At 43.8% G+C, this 25,985-nt stretch carries 29 protein-coding genes and 1 pseudogene; 10 read left to right on the top strand and 20 right to left on the bottom strand.

The features are described 5' to 3' along the window. Positions 1-665 precede the first annotated feature (665 nt). Positions 666-2,060 (bottom strand): methyl-accepting chemotaxis protein, encoded by a 1,395-nt coding sequence (locus tag BM278_RS08640; protein ID WP_090948993.1) that lies wholly within the window; start codon positions 2,058-2,060, stop codon positions 666-668. 437 nt (positions 2,061-2,497) lie between these two features. Then, entirely contained in the window at positions 2,498-3,724 is a 1,227-nt protein-coding gene (locus BM278_RS08635) for a YeeE/YedE family protein (RefSeq protein ID WP_090948991.1), read from the bottom strand. 332 nt (positions 3,725-4,056) lie between these two features. Between BM278_RS08635 and BM278_RS08630 the strand changes: the two genes are divergently transcribed. Further along, complete coding sequence (locus BM278_RS08630) at positions 4,057-5,100, top strand: AbrB family transcriptional regulator (RefSeq protein WP_090948990.1); 1,044 nt, start codon at positions 4,057-4,059, stop codon at positions 5,098-5,100. Positions 5,101-5,267: 167 nt separating this feature from the next. Here the strand turns inward: BM278_RS08630 and BM278_RS08625 are convergent, their stop codons facing one another. The 6 genes and pseudogenes from BM278_RS08625 to BM278_RS08600 all read right to left on the bottom strand — a co-directional run bounded on the left by BM278_RS08625 (position 5,268) and on the right by BM278_RS08600 (position 10,109). Further along, positions 5,268-5,651 carry a VOC family protein gene (locus BM278_RS08625; RefSeq protein ID WP_090948988.1) on the bottom strand — a complete coding sequence of 128 codons (384 nt, stop codon included), beginning with the start codon at positions 5,649-5,651 and terminating at the stop codon, positions 5,268-5,270. Positions 5,652-5,796: 145 nt separating this feature from the next. After that, positions 5,797-6,285: pseudogene (locus BM278_RS08620) on the bottom strand (oligopeptide ABC transporter substrate-binding protein); the annotation flags it as partial. Between the two features lie 418 nt (positions 6,286-6,703). Continuing rightward, positions 6,704-8,194 (bottom strand): glycerol kinase GlpK, encoded by a 1,491-nt coding sequence (gene glpK / locus BM278_RS08615; RefSeq protein ID WP_090949020.1) that lies wholly within the window; start codon positions 8,192-8,194, stop codon positions 6,704-6,706. A 19-nt stretch (positions 8,195-8,213) separates the two neighbouring features. Next, the gene (locus BM278_RS08610; protein ID WP_090948987.1) at positions 8,214-9,041 is read right to left on the bottom strand and encodes an MIP/aquaporin family protein; all 828 of its coding nucleotides are present in this window, start codon (positions 9,039-9,041) and stop codon (positions 8,214-8,216) included. A gap of 220 nt (positions 9,042-9,261) precedes the next feature. Next, positions 9,262-9,660, bottom strand: a complete 399-nt coding sequence (locus tag BM278_RS08605; RefSeq protein ID WP_090948985.1) for a sporulation protein — start codon at positions 9,658-9,660, stop codon at positions 9,262-9,264. A 197-nt stretch (positions 9,661-9,857) separates the two neighbouring features. Further along, the gene (locus BM278_RS08600) at positions 9,858-10,109 is read right to left on the bottom strand and encodes a hypothetical protein (RefSeq protein ID WP_090948984.1); all 252 of its coding nucleotides are present in this window, start codon (positions 10,107-10,109) and stop codon (positions 9,858-9,860) included. Between the two features lie 314 nt (positions 10,110-10,423). On the opposite strand from BM278_RS08600, the gene cspD reads away from it, so the two are divergent. Both cspD and BM278_RS08590 read left to right on the top strand, forming a co-directional pair. Then, positions 10,424-10,624: a cold-shock protein CspD gene (gene cspD / locus BM278_RS08595; RefSeq protein WP_003251474.1), complete on the top strand. Its 201-nt coding sequence runs from the start codon at positions 10,424-10,426 to the stop codon at positions 10,622-10,624. 140 nt (positions 10,625-10,764) lie between these two features. Beyond that, entirely contained in the window at positions 10,765-11,025 is a 261-nt protein-coding gene (locus tag BM278_RS08590) for a DUF2564 family protein (RefSeq protein WP_090948983.1), read from the top strand. A 51-nt stretch (positions 11,026-11,076) separates the two neighbouring features. Here the strand turns inward: BM278_RS08590 and BM278_RS08585 are convergent, their stop codons facing one another. Continuing rightward, positions 11,077-11,295 carry a zinc-finger domain-containing protein gene (locus BM278_RS08585; protein ID WP_064550896.1) on the bottom strand — a complete coding sequence of 73 codons (219 nt, stop codon included), beginning with the start codon at positions 11,293-11,295 and terminating at the stop codon, positions 11,077-11,079. Between the two features lie 7 nt (positions 11,296-11,302). Beyond that, positions 11,303-11,968 carry a ribonuclease H family protein gene (locus tag BM278_RS08580; protein WP_090948981.1) on the bottom strand — a complete coding sequence of 222 codons (666 nt, stop codon included), beginning with the start codon at positions 11,966-11,968 and terminating at the stop codon, positions 11,303-11,305. Positions 11,969-12,447: 479 nt separating this feature from the next. Between BM278_RS08580 and BM278_RS08575 the strand changes: the two genes are divergently transcribed. Then, positions 12,448-13,377 (top strand): DMT family transporter, encoded by a 930-nt coding sequence (locus BM278_RS08575; RefSeq protein ID WP_090948980.1) that lies wholly within the window; start codon positions 12,448-12,450, stop codon positions 13,375-13,377. A gap of 88 nt (positions 13,378-13,465) precedes the next feature. Next, complete coding sequence (gene sspL / locus BM278_RS08570) at positions 13,466-13,603, top strand: small, acid-soluble spore protein L (protein ID WP_090948978.1); 138 nt, start codon at positions 13,466-13,468, stop codon at positions 13,601-13,603. 48 nt (positions 13,604-13,651) lie between these two features. On the opposite strand, the gene acnA is transcribed toward sspL, so the two are convergent. Further along, positions 13,652-16,372, bottom strand: a complete 2,721-nt coding sequence (gene acnA, locus BM278_RS08565) for an aconitate hydratase AcnA (protein WP_090948977.1) — start codon at positions 16,370-16,372, stop codon at positions 13,652-13,654. Positions 16,373-16,590: 218 nt separating this feature from the next. On the opposite strand from acnA, the gene sspO reads away from it, so the two are divergent. Continuing rightward, positions 16,591-16,740: a small acid-soluble spore protein O gene (gene sspO, locus BM278_RS08560; RefSeq protein ID WP_090948975.1), complete on the top strand. Its 150-nt coding sequence runs from the start codon at positions 16,591-16,593 to the stop codon at positions 16,738-16,740. Between the two features lie 52 nt (positions 16,741-16,792). Here the strand turns inward: sspO and BM278_RS08555 are convergent, their stop codons facing one another. Next, complete coding sequence (locus tag BM278_RS08555; protein ID WP_090948973.1) at positions 16,793-17,056, bottom strand: hypothetical protein; 264 nt, start codon at positions 17,054-17,056, stop codon at positions 16,793-16,795. A 124-nt stretch (positions 17,057-17,180) separates the two neighbouring features. Between BM278_RS08555 and BM278_RS08550 the strand changes: the two genes are divergently transcribed. Both BM278_RS08550 and BM278_RS08545 read left to right on the top strand, forming a co-directional pair. Beyond that, on the top strand, positions 17,181-17,327 hold the full coding sequence (locus BM278_RS08550) for a small acid-soluble spore protein P (protein ID WP_090948972.1): 147 nt from the start codon (positions 17,181-17,183) through the stop codon (positions 17,325-17,327). A 95-nt stretch (positions 17,328-17,422) separates the two neighbouring features. Further along, entirely contained in the window at positions 17,423-17,809 is a 387-nt protein-coding gene (locus BM278_RS08545; RefSeq protein ID WP_090948970.1) for an Hsp20/alpha crystallin family protein, read from the top strand. Between the two features lie 97 nt (positions 17,810-17,906). On the opposite strand, the gene BM278_RS08540 is transcribed toward BM278_RS08545, so the two are convergent. After that, positions 17,907-18,551, bottom strand: coding sequence for a cell wall hydrolase (locus tag BM278_RS08540; protein WP_090948968.1), 645 nt, complete (start codon positions 18,549-18,551; stop codon positions 17,907-17,909). Between the two features lie 257 nt (positions 18,552-18,808). Here BM278_RS08540 and BM278_RS08535 point away from each other — a divergent pair, with 257 nt between their 5' ends. After that, positions 18,809-19,243: a DUF2621 domain-containing protein gene (locus tag BM278_RS08535; RefSeq protein WP_090948967.1), complete on the top strand. Its 435-nt coding sequence runs from the start codon at positions 18,809-18,811 to the stop codon at positions 19,241-19,243. A 65-nt stretch (positions 19,244-19,308) separates the two neighbouring features. Here BM278_RS08535 and BM278_RS08530 read toward each other — a convergent pair whose 3' ends face one another. From BM278_RS08530 to BM278_RS08520, 3 genes are all read right to left on the bottom strand, one after another. After that, positions 19,309-19,797, bottom strand: a complete 489-nt coding sequence (locus tag BM278_RS08530) for a CcdC family protein (protein WP_425272971.1) — start codon at positions 19,795-19,797, stop codon at positions 19,309-19,311. 71 nt (positions 19,798-19,868) lie between these two features. Beyond that, the gene (locus tag BM278_RS08525) at positions 19,869-20,228 is read right to left on the bottom strand and encodes a response regulator (protein ID WP_090948965.1); all 360 of its coding nucleotides are present in this window, start codon (positions 20,226-20,228) and stop codon (positions 19,869-19,871) included. A 30-nt stretch (positions 20,229-20,258) separates the two neighbouring features. Next, the gene (locus BM278_RS08520; protein WP_090948964.1) at positions 20,259-20,966 is read right to left on the bottom strand and encodes a cytochrome c biogenesis CcdA family protein; all 708 of its coding nucleotides are present in this window, start codon (positions 20,964-20,966) and stop codon (positions 20,259-20,261) included. Positions 20,967-21,363: 397 nt separating this feature from the next. Here BM278_RS08520 and BM278_RS08515 point away from each other — a divergent pair, with 397 nt between their 5' ends. Continuing rightward, positions 21,364-21,540 carry an aspartyl-phosphate phosphatase Spo0E family protein gene (locus BM278_RS08515; RefSeq protein WP_090948961.1) on the top strand — a complete coding sequence of 59 codons (177 nt, stop codon included), beginning with the start codon at positions 21,364-21,366 and terminating at the stop codon, positions 21,538-21,540. A 26-nt stretch (positions 21,541-21,566) separates the two neighbouring features. Here the strand turns inward: BM278_RS08515 and BM278_RS08510 are convergent, their stop codons facing one another. The 4 genes from BM278_RS08510 to sirA all read right to left on the bottom strand — a co-directional run bounded on the left by BM278_RS08510 (position 21,567) and on the right by sirA (position 25,947). Further along, a complete protein-coding gene (locus BM278_RS08510; RefSeq protein WP_090948960.1) occupies positions 21,567-23,345 on the bottom strand; it encodes an ABC transporter ATP-binding protein in 1,779 nt (592 codons plus the stop codon). Then, on the bottom strand, positions 23,327-25,096 hold the full coding sequence (locus tag BM278_RS08505; protein WP_090948958.1) for an ABC transporter transmembrane domain-containing protein: 1,770 nt from the start codon (positions 25,094-25,096) through the stop codon (positions 23,327-23,329). The genes BM278_RS08510 and BM278_RS08505 overlap by 19 nt, the downstream gene beginning before the upstream one ends. 113 nt (positions 25,097-25,209) lie before the next feature. Next, the gene (locus tag BM278_RS08500) at positions 25,210-25,422 is read right to left on the bottom strand and encodes a YneF family protein (protein WP_003251505.1); all 213 of its coding nucleotides are present in this window, start codon (positions 25,420-25,422) and stop codon (positions 25,210-25,212) included. An 87-nt stretch (positions 25,423-25,509) separates the two neighbouring features. After that, positions 25,510-25,947, bottom strand: coding sequence for a sporulation inhibitor of replication protein SirA (gene sirA / locus BM278_RS08495; protein ID WP_090948955.1), 438 nt, complete (start codon positions 25,945-25,947; stop codon positions 25,510-25,512). Positions 25,948-25,985 lie beyond the last annotated feature (38 nt).

Genomic DNA, 25,985 nt, shown 5'->3' with positions numbered 1-25,985 from the left:
AAAAACGGCTTTTCCCTCCTTTACGATCCATACATATGTATCTATCGCCATCATAAAATCTGTTTGTGAATGTTCTCTTTCATCGATATGAATTTTTTGTAAAAATATTCTAAAAACTGGTTAAAAAAGAAACTGGCTTTCCTTTCCCGCGTTTCAGCGATAGCAATAAGGAAGCCAGTCTTTTTACGACAAGCAATATGAAAAAAGCTAATAGATGTCCCCTCTCTCCGCTTATTCCGCTCGTCCAAAAGTGCAGGAAGCCGGCTTTGGCGCGGAACGACGGCGCGCTTGTAGTAGGTTTCCCATTCTTTTGGCTGTTTAAGAATATTTATGTAAACATGGCGGATTTCTTTTATATATTCCACCGAGTGACGGTGCGCAGTTATTCTTAGTAAATGAAGCCATTGAGACCGTGAAATTTCAAATTGTACCATGTTTCAAGTTCTATTAAAAAATTGGATCCCTCCCCCGCTCTTTTTTTCCTATATAACACTTAAATAACGGCAAGATGCACAAACCCAAGTTCTGATTATTGTGTAAGATCCGTTTTCCGTCCAGCGAATTTAAGTCTTGGGAACATAACTGCTTTTTGCCGTTTCTTTTTATACGAATTCCCGGACTTCATCACTGCAAAAAAACATTTGACATGATATTTTCCTTGATATCTAGCGATCTACAACTTGGACAGATACATCCACTCCAATCACCCCAACGATTTGTTCATGATGGAAAATCGGGGACGAAATCGTGATGCAAGGACGTTTTGTCAAAGCGGAAGTGTAAATATCGGAAACATACGTCCGGCCTTTGCTTGCTTCCATAAACCATGGACGCGCTTTCGCATTCACAAGGCCCGCAGGAGGATTAGAGTAAACGAACGTCCCGTCTAATTTGTTGGACCATATTGCTTCAACATGCGGATGTGATTGCAAAAATTCATCGAGAAATTTTTTATGTTGTTGTTGATCCATCTCATATAGCGGGCGGGATTGAAGAAGACGGAAAAGCTCTTTTTTTGTATTGCCAATGACCGTTTCATCGACATGAATGGCAACGCTGGCTTCATCGTTTTTGATAAGGCTTTGCAGTTCATTGGACGTTTTTTCTAAAGCGTCGTTGATGGACATGATTTGCTCGACGTTTTGGTGCTGATGATCCATGTCTAACGCGACTTTACGCGCGTATTCCTTATTTTCCATCGCCATGTTGGAAATCGTCTCCAATAAGACCGCGATTTTTTGGACGCTGTCTGTTTGTGCGTCCACCGCTTGCGCCGAATCGGATACCATCGCGGTGATATCGCTTAACTTATCTTTAAACGAATCCAAAATGCCAAGGACGTTTATCATTTCCTTTGAACCGTTTTCGATTTGTTCGGTTTCTTTCTTCACCATGCCTGTTGTCGAGGCGATTTCTTTTTGTATAACGGACAAAATTTCCCGCGTTTGTTCAACGGCTTTTGACGTTTGGCCGGCCAATTTCCCCACTTCATTCGCCACGACCGAAAAGCCTTTTCCGTGCTCTCCTGCCCTTGCCGCTTCAATGCTGGCGTTTAACGCAAGAATGCTCGTTCGTTGTGAAATAGAACCGATCGTCGAAAGAATTTGATTGATTTTTTGCGAGCGGTTCACCAAGCTATCCATTTGCTGCAGCAAAACGCGATGGCTTTCGCGCAATTGCTCCATTTCATCTTGCAGCTTTTTTAGCGCGTTCCACGAATGAACCAATTCTTCATAAAACAATTGGCTGCTCGAGTGAATTTCTTGCGAAGCCGCAGAAATTTTTAAGGCGGACGATTCAATCATTCTCATTTTTTCCGATACTTGCAGCGTGTCTTTCACCGTCTCTTCAAGGTGGCGCATCAGTTCGATCGTACTCTGTTTGCTTGACGCGGATGTTTGATTTAAGGAAACCGCCGCCAATTTCATTTGTTCGATAATTCCTTTCAACTGATCGGCCGCGACTTCGATTTGTCCCGCAGCATGTCGATCATTCCGCGAAGATGGATGATGGATATTTTTATTTTCTTCCTTTTTTAACAAATGTTTTAATACAAACATAGAAAATATCACCCTTAATGTCATATTTTATTACAAGATTATAACATATTATGATATGTACGAAAACTCTTTTCAACGGCACGTGGTGATTAAATCACGAAAATTACGAAAAAAGAAAGCTCTTCGTCTATTTTGATGACAGTCAAGGGCTCATTAAGAAATTAGTGTGCAAATTAAAACTTTTCCGCTTCCCATTCTTAATTATCTCGATTTTTCACCAAAAGAATAAAAAAATAGCAAAAGAGAGAGTTGTTTTCTAGTCATTTAATTGACTGACTAAGAACAGAATTTTCTGCAATTTGGCTATGCATCAATCATTCAAAGTACTGCAAAATCAATGCGGCTAATTCACATATCGTTTTTATGATCGTAAAACTAGAGGATCAGCTAGCAAAAAAAGGGGAAGACCAAAACGGCTTCCCCTTTTTTCTATTTTTTTAGTTTTTATAAGCGCAATACGGACGCAGTTTGACACCGATGATGCTTCCAAGAAAGGCAAAAACAAACCAAATCCAGCCATGAACGCTGAAGGAGGCAATGCCGCTGAAGTACGCGCCGATATTGCAGCCAAACGCAAGGCGGGCGCCGTAGCCCATCAACAAACCGCCGATGAGGGCGCCGATCGTCATGCGCGACGGGCGTCTCCATTGAATCGGTTTGGCGTATCGGCCCGCAAACGCCGCAGCAAGCAGCGCGCCAAACATTAAGCTGATATCCATCACTGTTGTCACATCTTGGTATAATGGGCTTTTGAGCGCGTTCAATTTCGCCGGGTCTTGCCAATACGCCCATTGTGTCGGGTCGACGCCGAACAATTGGACGAACTTCGCCCCCCAAAGAGCGAACGCGGAAGTAATGCCCCACGGCTTGCCGCCAACGATTAAGACTAACGTGTTCATGACTGCAAGTAAAATCGCGCCGACAAGAAGCGACCATGGACCTTTATAAATCGCTTTCCAGCCGTTTTTGTTCTCAATTTCCGTCGAAATTAGTTTGCCGTGGCGGCGTTTTTCGATGACGGTCACAACGTAATAGACGAGCGCCAACAGCGCCAGTTGAAGGAGAAATCCTCCGACAGCGCCAAGCTGGTGGATAAGCGAAATCGGCGCTAGATGCGGCGTGTTCATCCAAAAATCAAAATGGGTCGTCGCGATGACCGAGCCGGCGATAAACCCGATTAAGGTAACGATGCCGTTCGTATCGCCGCCGCCGATATGATACAGCGTGCCGGACGCGCAGCCATCGCCAAGCTGCATGCCGATCCCGAAAATAAACGCACCGACGATGACAGAAATGCCGACATCATGAACATTTCCCGCAACCGCGTGACCGAATATCGAACCTTTCAACAATAGCGGCATGAAGAAAACGCTCGCCACTAGCATCATGATCATTTGCGCGCGAATCCCTTCCCCTTGGCGATACAAAATAAATTTCCGCCAAGCGGACGTAAAACCGAAATGCGCTTGATACAACACAAAACCGCCAAACGCTCCTAACAAATACAACAGCGCTTGCTGCCAAGAAACGCGGTTATATAAAAACAAAGCGCCCCCGATCAATACGACTAACGCTACCGTGATAATAAACGAAGTCGGATTTTTCGGGGTGTTTGTTTCTTGTTTGGCTTGTACATCCGCTTGTTTTTTTACCGCAATATCCAATTTATCTTCCTCCTTTTTTATTTTGACGCATTTAATAATATAATAAATTCGATTGATTTTCTAGGTTTTTGCTTATGATTTACAAATTTTGAAATTTCATAATACTTACGCGATGCAACAACAAAAAGATTAAGTACTAATTATTGCACAACATTTCACTTTCAGTCCAAAAATCTTCAATCTACGGAAAATAAAAACGCTTTGTGCCGTTTCTTGTTACACAAAGCCACGAAGTTAATCATGCAAAAAGAAGTATAAGCATTTCTCTTTCCATTCCGCTTCTTTTCTTTTACAATATAATTGACTTACAGAGAATGGAAAGGGATGCAGCTATGAAAGTTTTGGAAACATATATCGTCGCGGGATTGACGGGTTTGCTGTTTTATCATCTCCATTCCCCCATCCCGTGGATGCTCGGAGCGATTACAGGAATGCTCCTATGGAAAACGGTTGTCAAGCGAAAGGTGGCAGCGCCAAAAGCGTTATCCAACAGCGGACTTATCGTGTTAGGGACGTATTTCGGGCTATCTTTTACAAAGGAAACGTTGGCGACGATCGCCCCGTATATTTTTCCTTTCCTTGCTGTAGCTGCTTTATTAATTGTCATTAATATTTTTAATAGTATCGCCGTCACGAAATGGACGCATATTGATAAAGTGACGAGCGTGTTTGCATCGGTTCCCGGTGGGCTGTCGGAAATGGTCGCCGCAAGCGAGTCGTTAAACGCGAACACCGCTTTAGTGACGATTTTTCAGACGATTCGTTTATTAACGGTCGTTTTTCTTGTGCCGTCCATCGTCGTTTATTGGTTAAACGGCGATTCGGCGGCAAGCGGCGCGACCGCTCAAGCGGCAGCGACTTCTTCCGATGGCCATTACGCTTGGTTTTTATTAAGCATTTTCGGGGCGCTTCTTTTGCGGAACGTCATTCCGGCGGCATATGTCGTCGGGCCACTCATCGTAACGGCAGCGATGCATGTAGCCGGAGTAAACTTGCCGTCACTGCCCGCATGGTTGATTATTTTGGCGCAAATCAGCGTCGGAATGAACATGGGAGACCGCATTACGTTAGAAGATATTAAGCTTGGCGGAAAATTCGGCTGGGTATATTTCTTGCTCGCACTAGTGCTGATTGCCCTTTCGTTCGGATGCGGCTATTTGTTTGCGAAATTAACGAATCTCCCGCTGGCAACCGCGCTGTTAAGCCTTGCGCCAGGAGGGCTTGTGGAAATGGTATTAACGGCGCAATCAGTCGGGGGAGACCCGGCGATTGTCAGCTCCTTGCAATTTGTACGGTTTCTTCTCGTCATTATTGTCGTGCCGAATGTTTTGAAATGGGTATTCCGCAAATTTCCATCGATTGCCGAAACGTCATGAAAAAACCGCTCTGTTTCCGTTTCGAACAGAGCGGTTTTTATAAATATCTCCGTCTTTCCTTATGTCTCGCCTTAGCGCGATCGGCTGCGCCGCTTCGCTTCCGCGGTACCGCTTCCTCTCGCCGCTCACTCTCAGCCCGCACCGATGCCTAACCTTTTCGTTTTTTCTCATTTTGCCGGCTCGTAAAATTCGATCCATTCGCCATCAGGACCAAGGAAAAACAAATATTTCGCACCGTTTGGCAGCGTCGTAATATCTTCCCATACAAGCGGGACACCAAGCGATTGAAGCCGTTCTTTTTCTTGTTCAATTCCTTCTACCGTAAACGCAACGTGATGCACCTTTCCTTCTGTCGGCAAATCCGGATTGTATCCTTCGATTAATTCGACAATGACAGAACCGTTTAATCCTAAAAATGCCAGTTTCATCGAACCATTTGTATGTGTCATTTCATGAAGCAATTCCAAACCGATCACATCTTGATAAAATTTTTTTGATGTTTCGATATCTTTGACTTGAATGCCAACATGTTCGAATTTTTTTACCGCCATCATGTTTCTCTCCTTTTTTATTATTTTTAAGATTGAGAAAATACGGCCCGCAATATGTCTTATCTTATCATGGCACCTTTGTGATGACAATCATTTTTTCCACTACATGAAAAGAGAGAGCAAAAGCGCTCTCCCTTCTTTTTTGTTATTGCGCCACTTCCGGCTTTTCCGAAGTGACACCGACATCTTTCCAAGTTAATTTCGAGCTAGGGTCAACGGTAAAGTTTTTCACGCGGTTGTTGACCGCATAAATGATCGAGCGGTATAGCGTCGGAATTACTGGCACCTCTTCATTCATTAACGCTTGCCATTCGTTGTAAATTTTCTTGCGGTATTCTTTATCGAATGCTTGCTCGGAATGTCCTTTTTCTAACAATTCATCATTTTTCTCGTTCACCCATCGAGAATAGTTAAACATCACATCACGTCCATATAATCCATACGGGTCCACATCGGTTCCTGTATACCATGCGGCAGCGAACACATCAACTTTCGGGTTATCTTTTTCAACCATGTCATAGAACGAATTGAATTCGGCCAAACGGCCGTCGACTAGCTGCACATTCAAGCCAACGTCTTTCCAGCATTGCATATAAAACTTCGCCAGCGGCTCGGCGATGTCCCCACCGCTCCTTGAGTTGTATTTATTTTTTCTTGTTTTTATTGATTATTTAGCACATAGTTTTATTTTATATTTAGAAAGTGCACCGCTTTTCATTGTAGAATAGCGAAACATTTTCAAAAACGCCACATGGCACTATAAAATATACGTCATTATTCTACTTTTTCGACAAAAATAACATTAAGCGGCGATCACATGTCGATAATGGTTATTCACTATTGTTATGAAACTAGTCGATACAGCGGCAACAGAGATTGTACACATTTCCACTTGTATAGCCAGTGAACTTTGTCGCCAAAAAACGCTTTTTGCTGTTTTTTACATAGTTTCAGAAGTTGCCTTTATAAAAATCCCTTTACGAAAAAAGCGTCCTATATGTGATAAAGAAAAGGAGGCCCTTCCTTTTTGGAAGAGGCCTCTTTTTCGCATTTTACTTAAACGCCATGGCGGCTTTCACAGCTTTTTTCCAACCGTTATATAGCTTTTCCTGCTTCTCTTTTGCCATTTTCGGTTCGAATTGGCGTTCCAATTGCCATTGCGTGGCGATTTCTTTCCGGTCTTTCCAATAGCCGACAGCAAGGCCGGCTAAATATGCCGCGCCAAGCGCCGTCGTTTCGTTGATGACCGGGCGCTCTACCGGAACGCCGAGCATATCGCTTTGGAATTGCATTAAAAAATTGTTTTTCACCGCCCCGCCGTCAACGCGCAACGTTTTTAACGCGATGCCAGAATCGGCTTCCATCGCTGTTAATACGTCTTTTGTTTGGTATGCAAGCGATTCTAATGTTGCGCGAATGAAATGTTCTTTCGTCGTCCCACGCGTCAAGCCAAATACGGCGCCGCGCACATCGCTGTCCCAATACGGGGTTCCGAGACCGACAAACGCCGGCACAACATAAACGCCATCGGTGGAATCGACTTTTTCCGCGTACGTTTCACTATCTGACGCCTGCTTAATCATGCGCAGCCCGTCGCGAAGCCATTGAATCGCCGATCCAGCGACAAAAATGCTTCCTTCTAACGCGTATTCGACTTTCCCATCGATCCCCCATGCGATCGTCGTCAACAGCCCGTGTTTCGACTGCACCGCTTTTTCACCTGTGTTCATCAGCATAAAGCAGCCAGTTCCGTATGTGTTTTTCGCCATTCCTTCCTCAAAGCACGCTTGCCCAAACAGCGCCGCTTGCTGGTCGCCGGCCGCTCCGGCGATTGGCACTTCGACGCCAAAAAAATGATGTGGTATCGTTTTGGCGTACACTTCCGAAGACGGACGCACTTCTGGAAGCATCGACTTCGGAATGCCTAAAATCGTTAAAATTTCTTCATCCCACTGCAATGTATGAATATTAAACAAAAGCGTCCGCGAAGCGTTGGAATAATCTGTCACATGCGCGCGTCCGCCAGAAAGCTTCCAAATCAGCCATGTGTCAATTGTACCGAACAATAAATCCCCTTTTTCCGCTTTTTCGCGAGCTCCTTCCACGTTGTCCAAAATCCATTTTACTTTTGTTCCGGAAAAATAAGGATCAATTAATAAACCGGTCTTCTCGCGGAACAAGTCATCATATCCTTGTTGTTTCAACTGTTCGCAAATATCGGCCGTTTGCCGCGATTGCCAAACGATTGCGTTATAAATCGGCAATCCTGTATGTTTGTCCCATACGACCGTCGTTTCCCGCTGGTTCGTAATGCCGATCGCCGCTACTTGTTCCGGCTTGATCGATGTCTCTGACAAGACGGTGGCAATGACCGCCAAAATCGATCCCCAAATTTCATTCGCATTGTGTTCAACCCAGCCCGGCTTTGGAAAATATTGCGTAAACTCCCGCTGCGAAATATGAACGATTTCTCCTTTCTGATTGAACAAAATCGCGCGCGAACTTGTCGTTCCTTGGTCAAGCGATAAAATGTATTTCTCCATCATCCATTCCTCCCCCTAATTACATTAAAACATTTTTCGGTTTACGATAACTATTCGAAGTTTTTCCTTGCCAAATAAACGCAAGCGCAAGCACCGCTACGATGGCAATAAGCACATACCAAAAGGCAGGCATCACTTTTCCGAGAAAGACAGCTTTATAAAACAACCCGCCAAATGAACCGCCAAGAATCGGTCCGACAACCGGAACCCATGCGTAAGACCAATTAGACGGCCCTTTTCCCGGTATCGGAAGCAGAAAATGGGCGATGCGCGGGCCTAAATCGCGCGCGGGGTTGATGGCATACCCCGTCGTGCCGCCGAGGGAAAGGCCAATGGCGACAATAAGAAACCCGACGATGAACGGGTTTAGACCGTCGGCAAATCGATTTGCACCGATTGCTAAAACACCAAGCACTAATACAAATGTGCCGATTATTTCACTTATTAAGTTCGCAAAATAGTTTGGAACAGCCGGACTTGTCGCAAATACGCCAAGCTTTACGCTAGGGTCATCTGTTTCTTGCCAGTGCGGCAAATAATGAAGGTACACGACGACGGCGCCGATCATTGCGCCAAGCAGTTGCGCAACAATGTATTTCGGCACATCCGCCCATGGAAAATCACCGTTCAACGCTAAAGCAAGCGTCAACGCCGGGTTCAAATGTGCTCCGCTAAATTGGCCGACCGCGTATACCGCTACCGCTACAGCCAGCCCCCATCCCATTGTAATCACGATCCAGCCGGAATTTTGCGCAAACGATTTTTTTAAGTTAACACCCGCGCAAACTCCGCCGCCGAAAATAATAAGCAACGCGGTGCCGACAACTTCAGCCACAAACGGCGTCATCCTTTATCCCCCTTATCATTCGCTTTTGTAACCGTTTGAGTTTATCCCTCCGGAGGGAAACGGCGTCCTTTGCTTCGTGTCGGAAAAGACAAAAACCCACACATCTTCCCTCATCGCAAAAGGGAATAATGTGTGGGTCTCCGACATCTCCGCCACAATTATTAACTTGACTATAGGATAAACAAAAATGTAAGCGTTGTCAATAGGTTTTTCGCCATTTTTATTTCGGCAAAATTTGAATATAGTCAAAGTCTAGCGTATCGACCGCATCTTCAATATCCAAGCGGGTAATAAACCGATACGAAACGCCGGGCTGCGAAGGCGGAAGTGAATCTGGTATTTGATACGTAAACGGTATTTCTTTTTTTTGCCCCGCCTCGATTAAAAACGATCCCGCAATCGGAATCGTCGCGATGACCGTATCGACTTCTTTCCGATCGCGCAGCGTTTTTTGGACAAATTCGACATCCAGTTTTTCAATTTTTTGTTCCACCGTGCCGCCGCGAATATGAAGAATCCCTTCGATGCATTCTCCCGGTTGAAATACGGTTTTATTTAAAATCAAATCGACATACGCCGATCCGACTCCGAGTCTTGACATCATTTTGCGCAACAACATACGATACACCTCTTATCTTTATGCTTTTCATTCCACCATCATATAGTACGACGCAAAAAGAAAGTTTGTTTCAATATTTGCCCATAAAAATAAACAGACTTGCGCCTTATTTTCGGCAAAAGTCTGTTTTTGCTATAATTGCGCCAACGCCGCTCACACAGTAAGGTTATATAGCATCCTTTCACGTTTGTCAACTATTATTCATACACGTTTTCATTTTCAATAATGTAATCAATGCGGATGATTGGAATATCGCGGTTTTCGACTTCTGCCACGATCAAACCAACGCGGTCATTATAAATACAAAACGTTTCTTGCCCTTTTTTAAACGCCGTTTCCCCGTAGGAAAGAACCATGTTGTAAATTTTGTTGTCGGAAAAATACCGTCGGCTCACCTTATTTCCTAAACGAACGATCACCTCTTTACCCGCGATTTTTCCGCGGTACATCACGCCCATCCCCCTTTGCGTTCCTACTATTCAGTGTATGGCAACTTTCTTCCATACATTCTTACTTTTTCGCTGTCTACACAAACTATTTGACGGTTCTTCTTCAACATTTTGTAATTTTTTTCTGAATTTCATCTTCTTTTTCTTGACGATGCCCTTACATTAGTGTATAGTAAAGTCATCATATAACAGAATATATTTCAAGCATTCAGCGTGTTTGTCCACCTTAGATTGCTGTGAAGTATATTCCGTTATTTGATAAAAAATCTTTAAGTTAGCCTAAAGGCTAAAGGTATTAGGAGGAATTCAGTATTATGCAACGCGGTAAAGTAAAATGGTTTAACAATGAGAAAGGTTATGGTTTTATCGAAGTGGAAGGCGGGTCTGACGTATTCGTTCACTTCACAGCGATCCAAGGTGAAGGGTTCAAAACTTTAGAAGAAGGCCAAGAAGTTTCTTTTGAAATTGTGCAAGGAAACCGTGGACCTCAAGCTGCTAACGTTGTAAAATTATAAAGCGTTCGTTGATATAAACGAAAAGGACGTAAAGAACGTAAGCGGAACAAAAAGGCTGGCGCACTGTCAGCCTTTTTGCTTTTTTATGCGCATATTTCCTGACATTCGGCAGACACTATTCGCTAGGAGGTGTTTGCCGAATGGAACGCGGTATTCATTCCGGTTATAACGACTTAAAACAAGTAGAAATGTTTGTCAAAGCAGCGGAAAAAATGGTTGGTCAGGCGACGATGGGCTTGGACAAAGACATGCTTGAAGGCGCCAAACAAGCCGTCGCCAACGCTCATGCCCAGCTTTCCCGCGCCCGCCGGCAAGCAACTGGCGTCGATGAAGAATTTTTATCGCATTATGAGCAGAAGCTTGCCAATGCCGAACACCAATTAAACGAAGCGTTGCGCTGAACAACGCGTTAAAAAAAGGGGCTTCCTTTCTTTGTGAAGTCCCTTTTCCAGCTATTTTGTCGAACGGGAAGTCGTCGCCAGCAACATGGCTCCGTACTGCCGCATTTTCTCGCCAACCGTGCATTGGTTAATGCAAAAAGACTGCGCGTACGTTTTGCCGTATTCTTTTCGAAACGTGCTCTTTAAAAAGCAGCCTTCGCAATACGTTTGATGCAACTCGTTCAGTTTATCTAATATTTCTTTTCGTTTGTTTGCTTTTTTCTCTCTCATTTTATGCCTACCCTTTCTCCGTAAGTTCCATCATGCTGGTAATCGTTTGCCCTTCTAACGCCTGACGAGCAAGCTGATCGGCCTCTTTATTTTGTTTGCGTGAAATCGGCTCATAAATTGGCTGAATTCCCAGTTCGTTCATCTTTTCTTCAATGCGGTCCAACCATGCGTTATAGTCGTCTTCCAAACACGGCCAATCACCGGATAGCTGCTTCAGGACAACGTGCGAATCGCCGCGGAAAATGACCGGCAAATGATGGACGCCGAGTTCCTCAAGCGTTTGCATTAAAAACCAAAACGCGGCGTATTCCGCTTCGTTATTCGACTTTAACGCATCAAGCTGGCGGTTGGCGCGAAGCCGATATTGTCCGTTGTTTTGTTTATAGTAAACCACTACCCCAACCCCAGCCTGCGACGTTTCATTATCAAAACCGCCATCAAAATAAGCGATGATATCATGCGGTTCTGTTTCCATTTCTTTTAACAGCTTGTTTAATTCTTTTTTCGACCACACGACATGATTGTCGTCAATAAAACACAGTTTTTTGACGCGGCCCGTTTTTTCAAAATCTTCTGCCAACCGAAGCGCTTCATCAGCAGGTAAAAAATCGGAAGTAAGCACCACTTCGCGCTTTTTCGGTGTCATATACGTCCACTGGATCATGACGTCCAAGCCATCGTCACCCTTCCGTCATCAATTCCGTGTACAACCTATACTTTCATTTTTATTATACAATATAGTGAAAAAAACATGTGAAGCAACGATTTTTGATTATTTCTTGAAAATGATGTAAAAAACAGCAAAACACGATTTTGGTTTTCGACGATTCAAGTGTGGTCAAGTCCTGTTTATTGTGTAAAATTCCATTACCAGTACAGTAAACTTGGATTTACGGGAAAATAAAATCGTTTTTTGCCGTTTTGTTTTTACACAATTTCGCGGACTTGATCCCCAATACTGAGCTGCAATCGAACTTGATTTTTCTTTATTATCTATTACTATGCAAATTTTCCCGCTGTATCAATGTTTTTGTACGTGTTTTCCGCCTTGCATTTTTGCAAAAAAGTATGTTCTTTTTCGGTAAATTATGGTACACTACTGTTCGATCGCATGAAAAATGAAGCAAAGCGAGTCAAACGGGGGGGATTGGCTTGAAAAAACGATGGGTAGCTGACGCCAGCCTTCTTGCCGTCACGTTCGTCTGGGGGGCAACATTTGTCGTTGTGCAAAACGCGATCGCTTTTCTTGAGCCGCTTTCTTTTAATGCGGTTCGCTTTAGTCTAGCATGGTTGTTTTTATTTATATGGCTTGTTATTTTCCACCGCTCCCTTTTTCGCCATTATACGTTGCCGCTGATCCGCGCCGGTATATGGATGGGGCTTTGGCTGTTTAGCGGCTATGCGTTGCAAACGATCGGCTTGTTGTATACGACTTCGTCAAAAGCAGGATTTATTACCGGGCTCAACGTCGTGCTCGTTCCGTTATTTTCTTTTCTTTTTCTCAAACAAAAACCATCGGCCAATGCCATCATTGGTACGGTGATGGCGGCAGCCGGCCTCTATTTTTTAACGATTGGCGACGGCAGTTGGTCATTCAACCGCGGAGATGTCTTTGTCTTTTTTTGCGCGATTTCGTTTGCGATGCACATTATTGTGACTGATAAATATTCGGCGCGCTATTCGTCCATGTTATTAACAATGACGCAAATTTTCACCGTCGCGGTAATGTGTACGATTTTCGCGTTTCTTTTTGAAGACGAAACGCAAATATGGAATGCGGCGATTTTGCAAAAGCGAGAAGTATGGACGGCGCTTCTCATTACATCGTTGCTTGCGACAACAGCGGCGTTTTTCATTCAAACAAACTTTCAAAAATACACGACGGCCACTCGCGTCGCCCTTATTTTTGCGATGGAACCGGTATTTGCGGCGATTACCGCGTACATATGGGCGGGAGAACGGCTAACCGCTTCCGCGATCATCGGCTGCATCGGCATTTTGTGCGGAATGATTTTCGCGGAACTTCCCACTTCGTTCCTATCGGAAAAATGGTGGCGCGCGAAACGGCGCATAACGCACTGAACCTTTGCCGTGTTTGGATTAAGGGCGCTTGTTAGTGTTTTTTATATTTTGCGCGCTAACGGAGATACTATATTCGGAGGTGAGCGCGATGGCGAAGAATGGCGGCAAAAATCGCGGGACAAAAGCCCCAGGAGTCAATCCACAAGGATTCGGTCAAGACGCATCATTCACTCCGGATCCGAAAAGCAAACTAGAAAACGCGGCAAAAAAAGCGAATACAAAATAAAAATAAAGCAGGCTCTTCTTCTCAAGAGCCTGCTTTGTTATGTTTCGATTATTTTTTCGCTTTTGCGAGTTTTTCGCGCAATACCATCGGCAAAATTCCGCCATGGCGATAGTAGTCGATTTCGACTTCGCTGTCGAAGCGGACGATGACTTCAAATTCTTTTTTCTCGCCCGTATCTGGATTTGTCGCTGTCACTTTGACAAGGTCGCGCGGTTTGACGTTTTCGTCAATATGCACATCAAACACTTCCTTGCCGGTTAAGCCAAGCGTTTCTGCGTTTTCCCCTTCTTTAAATTGCAGCGGCAATACGCCCATGAGCACAAGGTTTGAACGGTGAATGCGCTCAAAGCTTTCCGCGATGACCGTTTTAATGCCAAGCAAGAACGTTCCTTTTGCCGCCCAGTCGCGGGAGCTTCCCATTCCGTAATCTTTGCCGGCAATAACGACAAGTCCCGTGCCGTCTTGTTTGTATTTCATGCACGCATCGTAAATCGTCGTGACTTCGCCTGTCGGCCAGTAAGTCGTATAGCCGCCTTCTGTGCCAGGGGCGATTTGGTTGCGAATGCGAATGTTCGCAAACGTACCGCGCATCATCACTTCATGGTTGCCGCGGCGAGATCCGTAAGAGTTGAAGTCTTTCGGCTCGACGCCTTTTGAGATGAGATATTGGCCAGCTGGCGTGTTTTTGCCGATCGCTCCGGCTGGCGAAATATGGTCGGTTGTGACAGAATCGCCGAATTTGCCAATGACGCGCAAACCTTTAAGCGGTTCGACTTTGCGCACGTCTGGCGACAATCCTTCAAAGAACGGCGGATTTTGGATGTATGTCGAGTTTTCATCCCATTGATAAAGCGGTTCATCCGTCGTTTCAATTGCATTCCAGCGCGGATTTCCGTCGAACACGCGCTCATATTCTTTGCGGAACAACTCTGGGTCAACCGCTTGTTTGACAACTTCTTTGACTTCTTCCATCGACGGCCAAATATCGCTGAAGTATACGTCATTGCCATCTTTATCTTTGCCGATCGGATCGTTTAACAAGTCAATGTCAACCGTACCTGCTAGCGCATATGCGACGACAAGCGGCGGCGACGCCAAGTAGTTACCTTTTACTAATGGATGGATCCGACCTTCAAAGTTACGGTTTCCGGAAAGCACGCTTGTCACAAGCAAATCGTTTTCCGCAATCGCTTTTTCCAGCTCTGGCGCAAGCGGTCCAGAGTTACCGATACATGTCGTACAACCGTAGCCGACGATGTTAAAGCCGAGTTTTTCAAGATATGGAAGCAATCCGGAATCGCGCAAATAACCGGTTACGACTTTCGAACCTGGCGCGAGCGATGTTTTTACATATTTCGGAACTTGCAATCCTTTTTCTACCGCTTTTTTCGCCAATAAGCCAGCCGCGATCAATACATACGGGTTCGAAGTGTTCGTACAGCTTGTAATCGCGGCGATGACAACGGCGCCTGTTTTCATTTTGACTTCTTCGCCGTTTAACGTTACGGTAATTTCTTTATTAAGATCCGCTTCCGTTAAGCCGAAGCCTTGGTTGCCTTGCGGCGCTTTTACCGCTTCACGGAACGATTGTTTCATTTTCGAAAGCGGAATTAAGTCTTGCGGACGTTTCGGTCCAGACAAGTTCGTTTCAATTTCGGACAAGTTAATTTCAACGACATCTGTAAACACAGGTTCTGGAGCATCCGGCGTGTAGAACAGACCGTTTGCTTTGCAATATGCTTCCACCACTTGCACATGATGCTCGTCACGGCCGGTTAAGCGCAAATAGTCAAGCGCTTCCGCATCCACTGGGAAGAAGCCGCATGTCGCACCGTATTCCGGCGCCATGTTCGCAATCGTCGCGCGGTCTGCAAGCGGCAATGTCGCCACTCCCGGTCCGAAGAACTCGACGAATTTGCCGACAACGCCTTTTTTACGAAGCACTTGCGTTACTTTTAAAGCAAGGTCCGTCGCCGTCGTGCCATTTGGCAGTTTTCCGGTTAAACGAACGCCGATCACTTCCGGCACTGGGAAGTAGGAAGGTTGTCCAAGCATGCCAGCTTCCGCTTCAATTCCACCGACTCCCCAGCCGAGAACACCAAGGCCGTTAATCATTGTCGTATGGGAGTCCGTGCCAACTAGAGTGTCTGGAAACGCTTCGTATTCGCCGTTTTCTCCTTCCACCGTATGAACGACATTCGCCAAATATTCTAAGTTTACTTGGTGAACAATTCCAGTTGCCGGCGGAACAGCGCGATAATTGTTAAACGCTTTCTGCGCCCATTTTAAAAATTTGTAGCGCTCCGCGTTGCGCTGAAACTCTAAGTTCATGTTGTATTCTAGCGCATCGTCCGTCCCGGCTCTATCGACTTGCACAGAGTGGTCGATAACGAGATCAACCGGGATTTCTGGATTGATTTCATATGGATCTCCGCCCATATCCGCCATCGCTTTGCGCATCGACGCCAAGTCAACGACGGCTGGTACGCCAGTGAAGTCTTGTAAAATAACACGCGACGGCTTAAACGGGACATCGATGTCTTTTATCTCCGGCGTTCCCCATTTGGCAAGGTTTTCGACATGCTCTTTTGTGATGACACGTCCGTCTACTTGCCGAAGTACCGATTCTAGCAATATTTTAATCGAGTACGGTAAACGGGAGATGTTGCCGATCCCTGCTTCTTCAAGCGCTTGCAAACGGTAATAGTTGTATTTTTTACCGTTTACTTCAAATGAAGAGCGGGCGTTGAAAACGTCTTGTTTTGCCATATGTATTACCCCCTCATTACATACTATACTATTTTTTCGCAACAAAGTCGAAAAAATAGCACGAATTCTCCCAACACCCGTAAAATTTGGTACGCTTTTATCTTATTATAAAGAAAGGTAAGTTGTAAATAGAATTTCGAAGGTTTCGTCATATTATCCCTTTTTCTGGAGCATAAAGTTATTTTTCCGCCGCAAACTAGTACCGGAGGTGAAAATTAATGGGCAAACGAAAAGCCAATCACGTCATTCCCAGCATGAACGCGGCGAGCGCGCAAGGAATGGGAGCCGGCTATAACGAAGAATTTTCCAACGAACCACTGACAGAAGCGCAGCGCCAAAACAATAAGAAAAGAAAAAAGAACCAATAGCCTTAGTCTCTCCATCGCAAGCAAAAGGGAATGTCGGATGATGACATTCCCTTTATGATTGTATTTCATTCACTTCATCGACAATCGCTTGCAAATCGTTACGAAACTTTTCCAGCTGCATCCGCTGTTTTTCCGAGGCGACTTCAAGCGCGTTGTTAATTTGCGCAAACGCTTCGTTCACCTCTTGCTTTAAATGGCTTAATTGATGGCCGTAATCGGCTTGGTCACGCACTAAATGATCGTGCCATTCTTTCGCTTCCATCGTTGCCTTTTGCGCCGCTTGAAACGCTTCTTGTTTCGTTTTATGATAAGCCATGATTGCCTTCCTCCTTCGTCAATGGCGGTCATTCATTACTTATCGTTTCAAACATGGCGTGAATTATACCGCGAATAATGAAGAAAGATGCCGGCATGCTAATAACAAAAGGAGGGGAATGGACATGACTAATAAAAACTCAAGCACAGACATGCGCAAAAACGCGGCAAAAGGCGACAACCCCGGACAGCCGGAACCGCTAAGCGGGTCCAAAAAAGTAAAAAACCGCAATCACACGCGGCAAAAACATCATTCCAGCCACGATATGTAATAAAAATCGTTTTCCGCTCCCGCCGCGAACTTTTCCCGTGTTCATTCATACAATAAACAACAGTAAGATTATTTCGGAATGCGGGGGAGCATTTCTTGGAAAACGGGAAAAAAACTGAGCAAAATGAGTTGCGTAAGTGGCTTGATTTGTTATGCGGCGAATCGTTTGCGTGCGAGTTAGATGAGAAGACGTTTCGCATTGACGTTTTTGAAACAGACAGTCATTACATTATAGAAGCGGAACTTCCCGGCTGTTTAAAAGAACAACTAGCCGTTATATGTGAAACAAACGCGATCATTATCCAAATTCATAAAGAAAAAGCATTTTATAAACAGCGGATTGTTCCTCTGCCGTTTTCGCTTCAACATAAACAAATTTGCGCCTATTTTTCCGCTCCAACACTAGAAATCCATATAAGTAAAGACGAAAGCACAAACGATACAAACCGATACACGATCATGATAAACGAAAGAAACTACTAGCTGAAACGAACATATTTTTTGCCAAACTTTGCTGGACAAGCTTTTTTAAATACACGTTTTAAAAAAAGATTGCCCACTAGCCGCGGGCAATCGCCGTTTATTTCGCAAATACATGATTCCCAATCCGGATCGTTACCGGTCTTGATCGCATCCATTTATCTTTTGTGATTTTTGGATTATAAAAGTACAACGAACCGCGGCGGTCGTTTGGAAACAGCGCCAATGCTCGATCGACCGCAGCATAATCTTGTTTCGTCGGCTGAATGCGCGTTAGTTTTCCCGTTTTTACAGGAACAAACGCGTAGCCCGATCTTGTTTTTTGATAAATGACGCCTTTAATCGTTTTTGGAAAAGCGGGATGCTTCACGCGATTTAAAATAACGAGCGCCACTTCCACTTTTCCCGCAAACGGCTCGCTGAAGCCAGTTTCCGCATGGACAAGCTGCGCCATTAGTTTTCGTTCTTCAGCGCTAATAGAAAACTTCTGCTTTTGCCCAACAGATTTCACCGCCAGCCGCGGCACTTTGATCGTTTCCCCGGCAATAAGAACATCGCTTTTGCGCTGGTTTAATGATTTCAAGGCTGAAACTGTCGTTTTATATGTTTTGGCAATCTTGAAAAGCGTGTCGCCTTTTTTCACCTTATAGTATGTATACGTTGTTGCGGCATTTGTCGAATAGGAGGAAAATCCGCTAACCATACAGCAAACTACCGCAAGTGTCGCAAACGTTTTTCTAATCATCGTAGCCACCTCAACGTTGCTTTTTCTTTGTCGTTTGCCTTTAATAGAGTAGCATGTTTATAGATAGATATCACTGGTCATAATTTCCATTTTTTTGTGACAATCGTCGCTGAACCATTGACATACAAGGGATCGCGGCGCTTCTTTACATTTACTTTACATTTTCGTAACAATGCGATAAAAATACGCTTATCTTGCCAAAAACCGCTTTTTTCGCAATAATGATGGATAGATTGGAATTCGTTGAGGTGGGAATGATGCTGACAGGTTGGTTTCTTTGGTTTATATTGTTTTGGACCGTGTTTTTGCTTGTCATCATGTCGATCGGCGGTTTTTTTATGTTCCGCAAATTTTTAAAACGGCTGCCAAAAGAAGACGGAAAATCGGAATTAGACTGGCAGGAATATTATATTGAGCAGACGCGGCATTTATGGGGCGAGGAAGAAAAAGCGCTTTTAGAAGAATTAGTAAAGCCGGTTCCGGAATTGTTCCGCGACGTCGCCCGCCAAAAAATCGCTGGAAAAATCGGGGAACTCGCGCTTCAAGAAAACGCTTCGCGAATTACAAGAGATTTAATTATTCGCGGCTACATTATGGCAACGCCAAAACGCGACCATAAATTTTTAATCAAGACATTGAAGGAAAAACAAATTAATATCACCCCTTATGAACATTTGCTGCAAAGCAAATAGTTGGACTTCTCGTCATATAGTTTAACGACAAAGAAAAAAGCGGGAATGCGTCTCCCGCTTTTTTCCTATGTTGTCAAAATGGGCGATTGGTATTTTAAGCGCCGCTCTAGCTTTTTATACATGATATACATCGCAATGCGCCACGGAACAATCATCGAAAAAGCAAGCAAATAAAACATTCCGCTCAACTGGCGATAGTCAATCGTTCTTCCTAAGTATGACTTTAAGCCGATTCGAATCGCAATCAAACCGACTAAAATGAAGATAAACGCTTTCGAACGCTTTAAATAAATAGCGCCGTCTTTTATCTCAAATTTCGACGTTTTAATGAGAAAAATGGAAAAAAACAACCCTAATACAACCGCCTCGATAAGTTCCCCTTTTGTCACGCGAAATACCGGGTCAATGAACATCAAAGCTCCGGTGCTCATAAATATCGGCGGTAAAATAATTTTTTTGGCGTTTGTCGGCTTTTTCGACGCTTTCATTCTCACAAACAAAATGAGCAATGCCATGAATACTGCAATGATTGAACTCGCGATTGCCAAGCGCATCATCCTCTTCATTTAAGTTTTGGACAATTGTATTATAACAAAAAGCAGCAATTGTTTCATACCAATATTGTTTATGATAATAAACGAGCCACCGCTTCTATGACACGATTTTCTTCAAACGGTTTCACGATAAAATCAGACGCTCCCGCTTCGATCGCTTCCACCACCATGCGCTGCTGTCCCATCGCCGAACACATGATGATTTTCGCATTCGCATCTTCTCGTTTAATCGCGCGCAACGCTTCGAGCCCATTCATCACAGGCATCGTAATGTCCATGATGACAATATCCGGTTTTAGCACTCGGTATAACTCCACGGCTTCTTTCCCGTTTTCCGCTTCTCCAACAATTTCATGGTTCGCCTTTTTCAAAATGTTGGATAATGTCATTCTCATAAATTTCGCATCATCAACAATAAGAATTTTCGCCATAACTCCTTAACTCCCCTTAATAAATCTAATTTAAAAACCAGTAAATCCACCAAAAATGCTCGTCGTGTACGCAATAATTTTTGTCATCCAATCAAAAAACAGAACGACTCCCATCGTAATCATTACATATCCACCGATTTTCACCATTTTTTCGCTATGCCGGCGAATCCATTGCAACTTTCCGATAAAAAACGAAAGGATAAAAAACGGAACAGCAAATCCTAGCGAATAGGCAAGCATATATAACATGCCTGAACTCGGGTTTGTCGCCGCTAGCGCAATAACGGACACTAAAATCGGACCCATGCACGGCGTCCAACCAGCCGCAAAGGCCATACCAATGATGATCGAGCCAAAATAGCCAGAAGGACGCTCTTGAAACGAAAGACGGCGGTCTTTCATTAAAAAAGCCGGCTTCCATATTCCGACAATTACAAGGCCGAAAATAATAATCAGAATCGCGCCAATTTGCCGAATAAGATCTTGGTATTCGCTAAACCATCTGCCGACAAGCGATGTTCCAAAGCCGATGGAAACGAATATAAGAGAGAACCCAAGCAAGAAAAATAGTGTATGCAATAAACTCCGCCGCTGCATCATCGCCTTCTCCGTCTTAAGTTCACTAACCGATACGCCAGTAATATATGACAAAAACGCCGGGTATAGAGGCAAGCAGCACGGAGAAATAAATGATAAAAAGCCGGCACCAAAAGCCAAAAACACATTGACATCAGCCATTGAATCCAACCCCTACATAATTTTATTTTATTGTAACAAAAATACAACTATTAGTAATCTACGAACAACACACTTTCTTCATAAAATGTAACTTAATTATTTCTATTTTTTACCAAAATTTCAAACAGAGGCAAATAGCGGATTGCCTTTACATCACGTTACAACAAAAAACATAAAATCTATTTTCCATTCAGTGAACTTGGACTATTGGAAAACACTATCGTTTTTACACGATTTTCCATACTACACCAACGAAAAATGGGGCACACATTTATTATTGTGCATAAAAAGCAAAATGTTCAAGTTTAAGCTTATCTATTTTTCTTTTTTGAATTTATTGGTAAAATAGTATAAAATACACCTATATCAATTTTGAAAAGAAAGGACTTGTTCCTCTGTGTTAAACAACGAAATTTTAACTTTAATTGAAAAAAAGCGCACGGAATTGATGGAAGTAGTCGCCAAAAACGGCTTGAACTCGGCTGTTGCAATCCAAGTGAGTCGAGAGCTCGATTCGCTTTTAAACATGTATAACCAACAAAACGATAAGCAAAAAAGCGCTCCTCGCCCGTAACACGAGAGGCGCTTTTTCTTTTTACGCTATTCTTCGACATCTATTAACCCGTTTTGCAATAAATACATTTTATAATATAACCCTTTTTGTGCCAGCAACTCCTGATGCGTCCCCTTCTCGACAATTTTCCCGCGATGAAGGACGAGAATTTGGTCAGCATCTTGAATCGTGGAAAGACGGTGGGCAATCGCAATCGTCGTCCGCCCTTTCCGCATTTTTGCCAGCGCTTCTTGAATCGCTTCTTCTGTTTCTGTGTCGATATTAGCAGTTGCTTCGTCCAATACAAGTATTTTTGGATCTGCCGCAATAGTTCGGGCAAACGAAATTAACTGCCGCTGCCCACTAGAAAAAGTAGATCCTCTTTCTACTACTTGGTGATCGTATTTGTCCGGAAGTTTTTCGATAAACGAGTCCGCTTGCACGAAACAAGCGGCATTTTTCACCTGTTCATCCGTTAACGATTGGTTGTACATGCGAATGTTGTCTTTAATGGTTCCATAAAACAAAAATGGATCTTGTAGCACGAGGCCGATATTTTTACGGAGCTCTTCCTTCGTGTAATCGCGAATCGATACACCATCAATGAGAATATCACCGCGGTCAAATTCGTAAAACCGCATTAACAAATTAATAATCGAGCTTTTTCCGCTGCCGGTATGACCAACAAGCGCAACGGTCTCTCCTGGTTTAGCGACAAATGAAATATGCCTGAGCACATCACGCTTTCCATCATAGGAAAAACTAACGTCACGAAACTCAATTTTTCCTTCCGTGATGGATGCTTTCGATTTTGCCACGTTCTTCGGCGCCAACTCTTCATGATCAAGAAGCGCCAATACGCGCGCGCCAGAAACGATAGCCTGCTGGTATAGGGAAAGGCGCATCATCATTTGCGTCACTGGTTCGAAAAAACGCTCCAAATAGTTGACAAACGCATACAGCACCCCTATTTCCACTGGGCTTTCCATTGCAGAAATTCCAAAAAAGCTAAGAACAACGATAATCGATACGATGTAAACGAAATCGATCGCGGGACGCAATAACAAACCGTCGATTTTAATATTTTTCATGCCCGCAGCGTAGTGTTTGTTGTTAATTTGCGCAAATTCTTCGCGAAGCCGTTTTTGCTGGCGAAACACTTGGATAATGGCCATTCCCTGCAATGATTCGTTTAGTTTCGCATTTAATTGGCTGAGACGTTCACGCATATCTCTATAAAAAATCGAACTGTAATGGCGATACAATTTCATAATCCAAATAATAACCGGCAAAATAAATAAACAATATACGGCGAGTTGTACGTTTAACGAAAACATCGCAATAAATACGCCAACCACAAATACACCGTTTTGAATAAAAGCGGCGAGTACACTAACGAACATGTCTTTGATCGCTTCCGTATCGTTCGTCACGCGCGATACGATACTGCCGCCTGGCGTCTGATCAAAATAGCACATCCCGAGCTGGTGCACTTTTGTAAACACGTCCATCCTTAGCGCCTGGATGACCTTTAACGCCAGTTCTTGAAATTTAACGAGTTGAAAATAAGAAATGATCGTTTTAAGGAGCAAAACACCGATATATGCTGCCGAAAGCCAAAATAGTGGCTCAAAATCAAGGCGCTGCGGTGTTAAATAATCGTCGATAAATATTTTCACTAAATACGGTCCGATGAGTTCTCCGGCCGTTGCCAGCACAAGCAATATAAAGGCAAGCATGGTATCTTGTTTGTATAATTTCATGTACGATAACAATCTCCATAAAACTTGCCGTTGTTCTTTTGGTGTTAACGATTTATTTTCCATACTTGCCCTCCCTGTTCCACTAATGACTCAAGCTGCTGCCGTTCATACATATTGCGGTACCAGCCGCCTTCTCTCATTAGTTCTTCGTGTGTTCCCATTTGCGCGATGCACCCTTCTTCTAACACAAGAATTAAATCAGCGTGCTGAATCGCGCTAAGCCGATGTGCGGTAATAATCGTCGTTTTTCCAGCGCGATTTTCTTTTAAAGCTGTCAAAATCCGCTCTTCCGTTTTAGCATCCACCGCTGATAACGAATCATCTAAAATAAGCACTTCCGGATTTAAAAGTAAAGCACGCGCGATCGAAATGCGCTGCTTTTGTCCGCCGGAAAGCGAAACACCTCTTTCCCCAACAATCGTTTCATAACCGTCGGCAAACTGTTCGATATCCTCGTGAATATTCGCTAATTTTGCCGCTTTTATCACATCTTCTTCACTCGCTTCCGGGCAGGCAAACGCAATATTTTCCCGCACCGTAGCAGAAAACAAAAAATGGTCTTGCGGTACATAGCCAATCGACGAACGAAGCGCATGTAACGTATATTCGCTAATTTCGTGATCTCCGAAACGAATTTCCCCATCGTATTGATCAAACTCGCGAATCAATAGCTTAAGCAGCGTCGTCTTTCCTGCCCCTGTTTTTCCGACGATGCCAAGCGTCTGACCACGCCGTAAGTGAAAGCGAATATTCCGTAAAACAGGTTTTTCTTCATTCGGATACGTAAATTGTTGAATATCGTAAACAATATCCCCTGTTGGAGGGGCAGCAATCGCATTTTCCGCCTCTTGAATTTCCTCTTTCTCGTCAAGCAGCGCTCGGACACGGTCATACGATGCCCGCCCGCGCTCGACAATGTTAAACAGCCAGCCAAACGCCAACATCGGCCAAATCAACAAACCGAGATACGTTGTAAACGATACGAGATCGCCGATGGTTAATTCACCAGCAATGACCATTTTTGCACCGAATGTAACTGCTAAGAAAAATGAAATGCCCACAATCAATGAAATCGTCGGGTCAAACAGAGCATCTACTCTCGCAACCGCCACGTTTTTCGAGACGACATCTTCTGACTGCTTGCGAAACGATTCAATGTCGTCTTGCTCATAGCCAAACGCTTTTATGACACGAATTCCACTTATGCTTTCTTGTACTTTATCGTTTAAGGAAGAAAATGCTTCTTGCGCCTTTAAAAACCGCTGATGCAGAAGCGTGCCATAGCGGCTTGTCGCAATCGCCATCACCGGCATCGGCAATAAACTAATGATCGTTAATTTCCAGCTTATCGTAAACGCCATCGTCGCCAGCACGAAGCCGCCTAGCATTAATGAATCGACAAGCGTCAATATCCCGCTTCCGGCTGTTTGTTGAATTGCTTGTAAATCGTTTGTCGCATGTGCCATTAAATCACCGATACGTTTCCGTTGGTAAAAAGACGGCGACATTTTCGTAAAATGGGCGTACAGCTCATTGCGAAGCTGCCGCGATAACTTCACAGCCGAACCAAAAATTAAAATGCGCCACCAATAACGCAATACATATAGGACGATGGCAACAACAAGCAAAGTAACCATCCAGCGAATGAGAATTGCTTTTGTAATCGTTCCTTCTTTTATATGATCAATCATAATTCCGATGACTTTCGGCGGAATCGTTTCGAAAAAAGCAACGATCAAAAGTACAATAATTCCTGTTATATATGCTTTTTTCTCCTGACGAAAAAACCAAAATAAATCACGAAATACCGTCATCGAACCTCTCCCATCGTCACGTAAAATGCGCTATATTATTGTAGCAAAAATAAAAAAATTTTGGAAGTTTATTTAAAATAAAAAGACACTCCGTCCGAGTGCCTGTCCGATGTTTATTTTAGATGATTGTTCATCATTTTCATCATTTGGTTAATTTTTTTCTGGGATGGCGTCATTCCCATTTGCATCATCATCATCCGAATCATTTGCTCATTAATTGGCGGGTTTTTCTTTAAGTAGTTCATCATCGTTTTGCGAGCAATGAAAAATCCTAGCGCCGTTCCCGCAATAAGCGCTAGAATGCCAACGAGAATCGTTGTCCCCATACTACTATTTCCTCCTTCGTGTTGTCTATTTAACAGTGTACTAAACAATGTGGTATTATACAATATTTCCTCACAAAAATCTTCTATTTACGCAAATTTTCTTCCATCAAGCGAAGCAGTCAGCCATCCATAGTCGGCAAAATGAGCATCCACCGCTAAAAAGAAAGGAGAAATCAGTGCGAGCGCTTGGCAAATGTCATTGGTGACTGACGGATTGTCGGCGACGAGAAGAAGGCGGCGCTTTTGCACAATTAATAGTGCTTCATCTCCAGCCTCATTTTGCAGTACGAACATGTTGCGCTCTAAATTTTTCCCGACGTTTCCCGAAAAATGTTCTTTAAGCCCCAATTCTAACCTTGAAAAAGAGAGGCGTTCCGTAATAAACTCCACTTGTTTTCGATAAATGCTCTTAAACGGCGCTTTGGCGCATTGGTGTTCCCGCAATAATTCGACGATTTTTTCCGTTTTATCGCGATAATGGCCCGCCACCTCTTCGTTTAACAAATAAATCCAATACCGTACCATTTCCCATCCCCCATTTCCTCCTTATTACTATTTTTATT

It is taken from the genome of Parageobacillus thermantarcticus (genome assembly GCF_900111865.1).
Taxonomy (GTDB): Bacteria; Bacillota; Bacilli; order Bacillales; family Anoxybacillaceae; genus Parageobacillus; species Parageobacillus thermantarcticus.
This window is presented reverse-complemented; position numbering and strand designations above follow the sequence as displayed.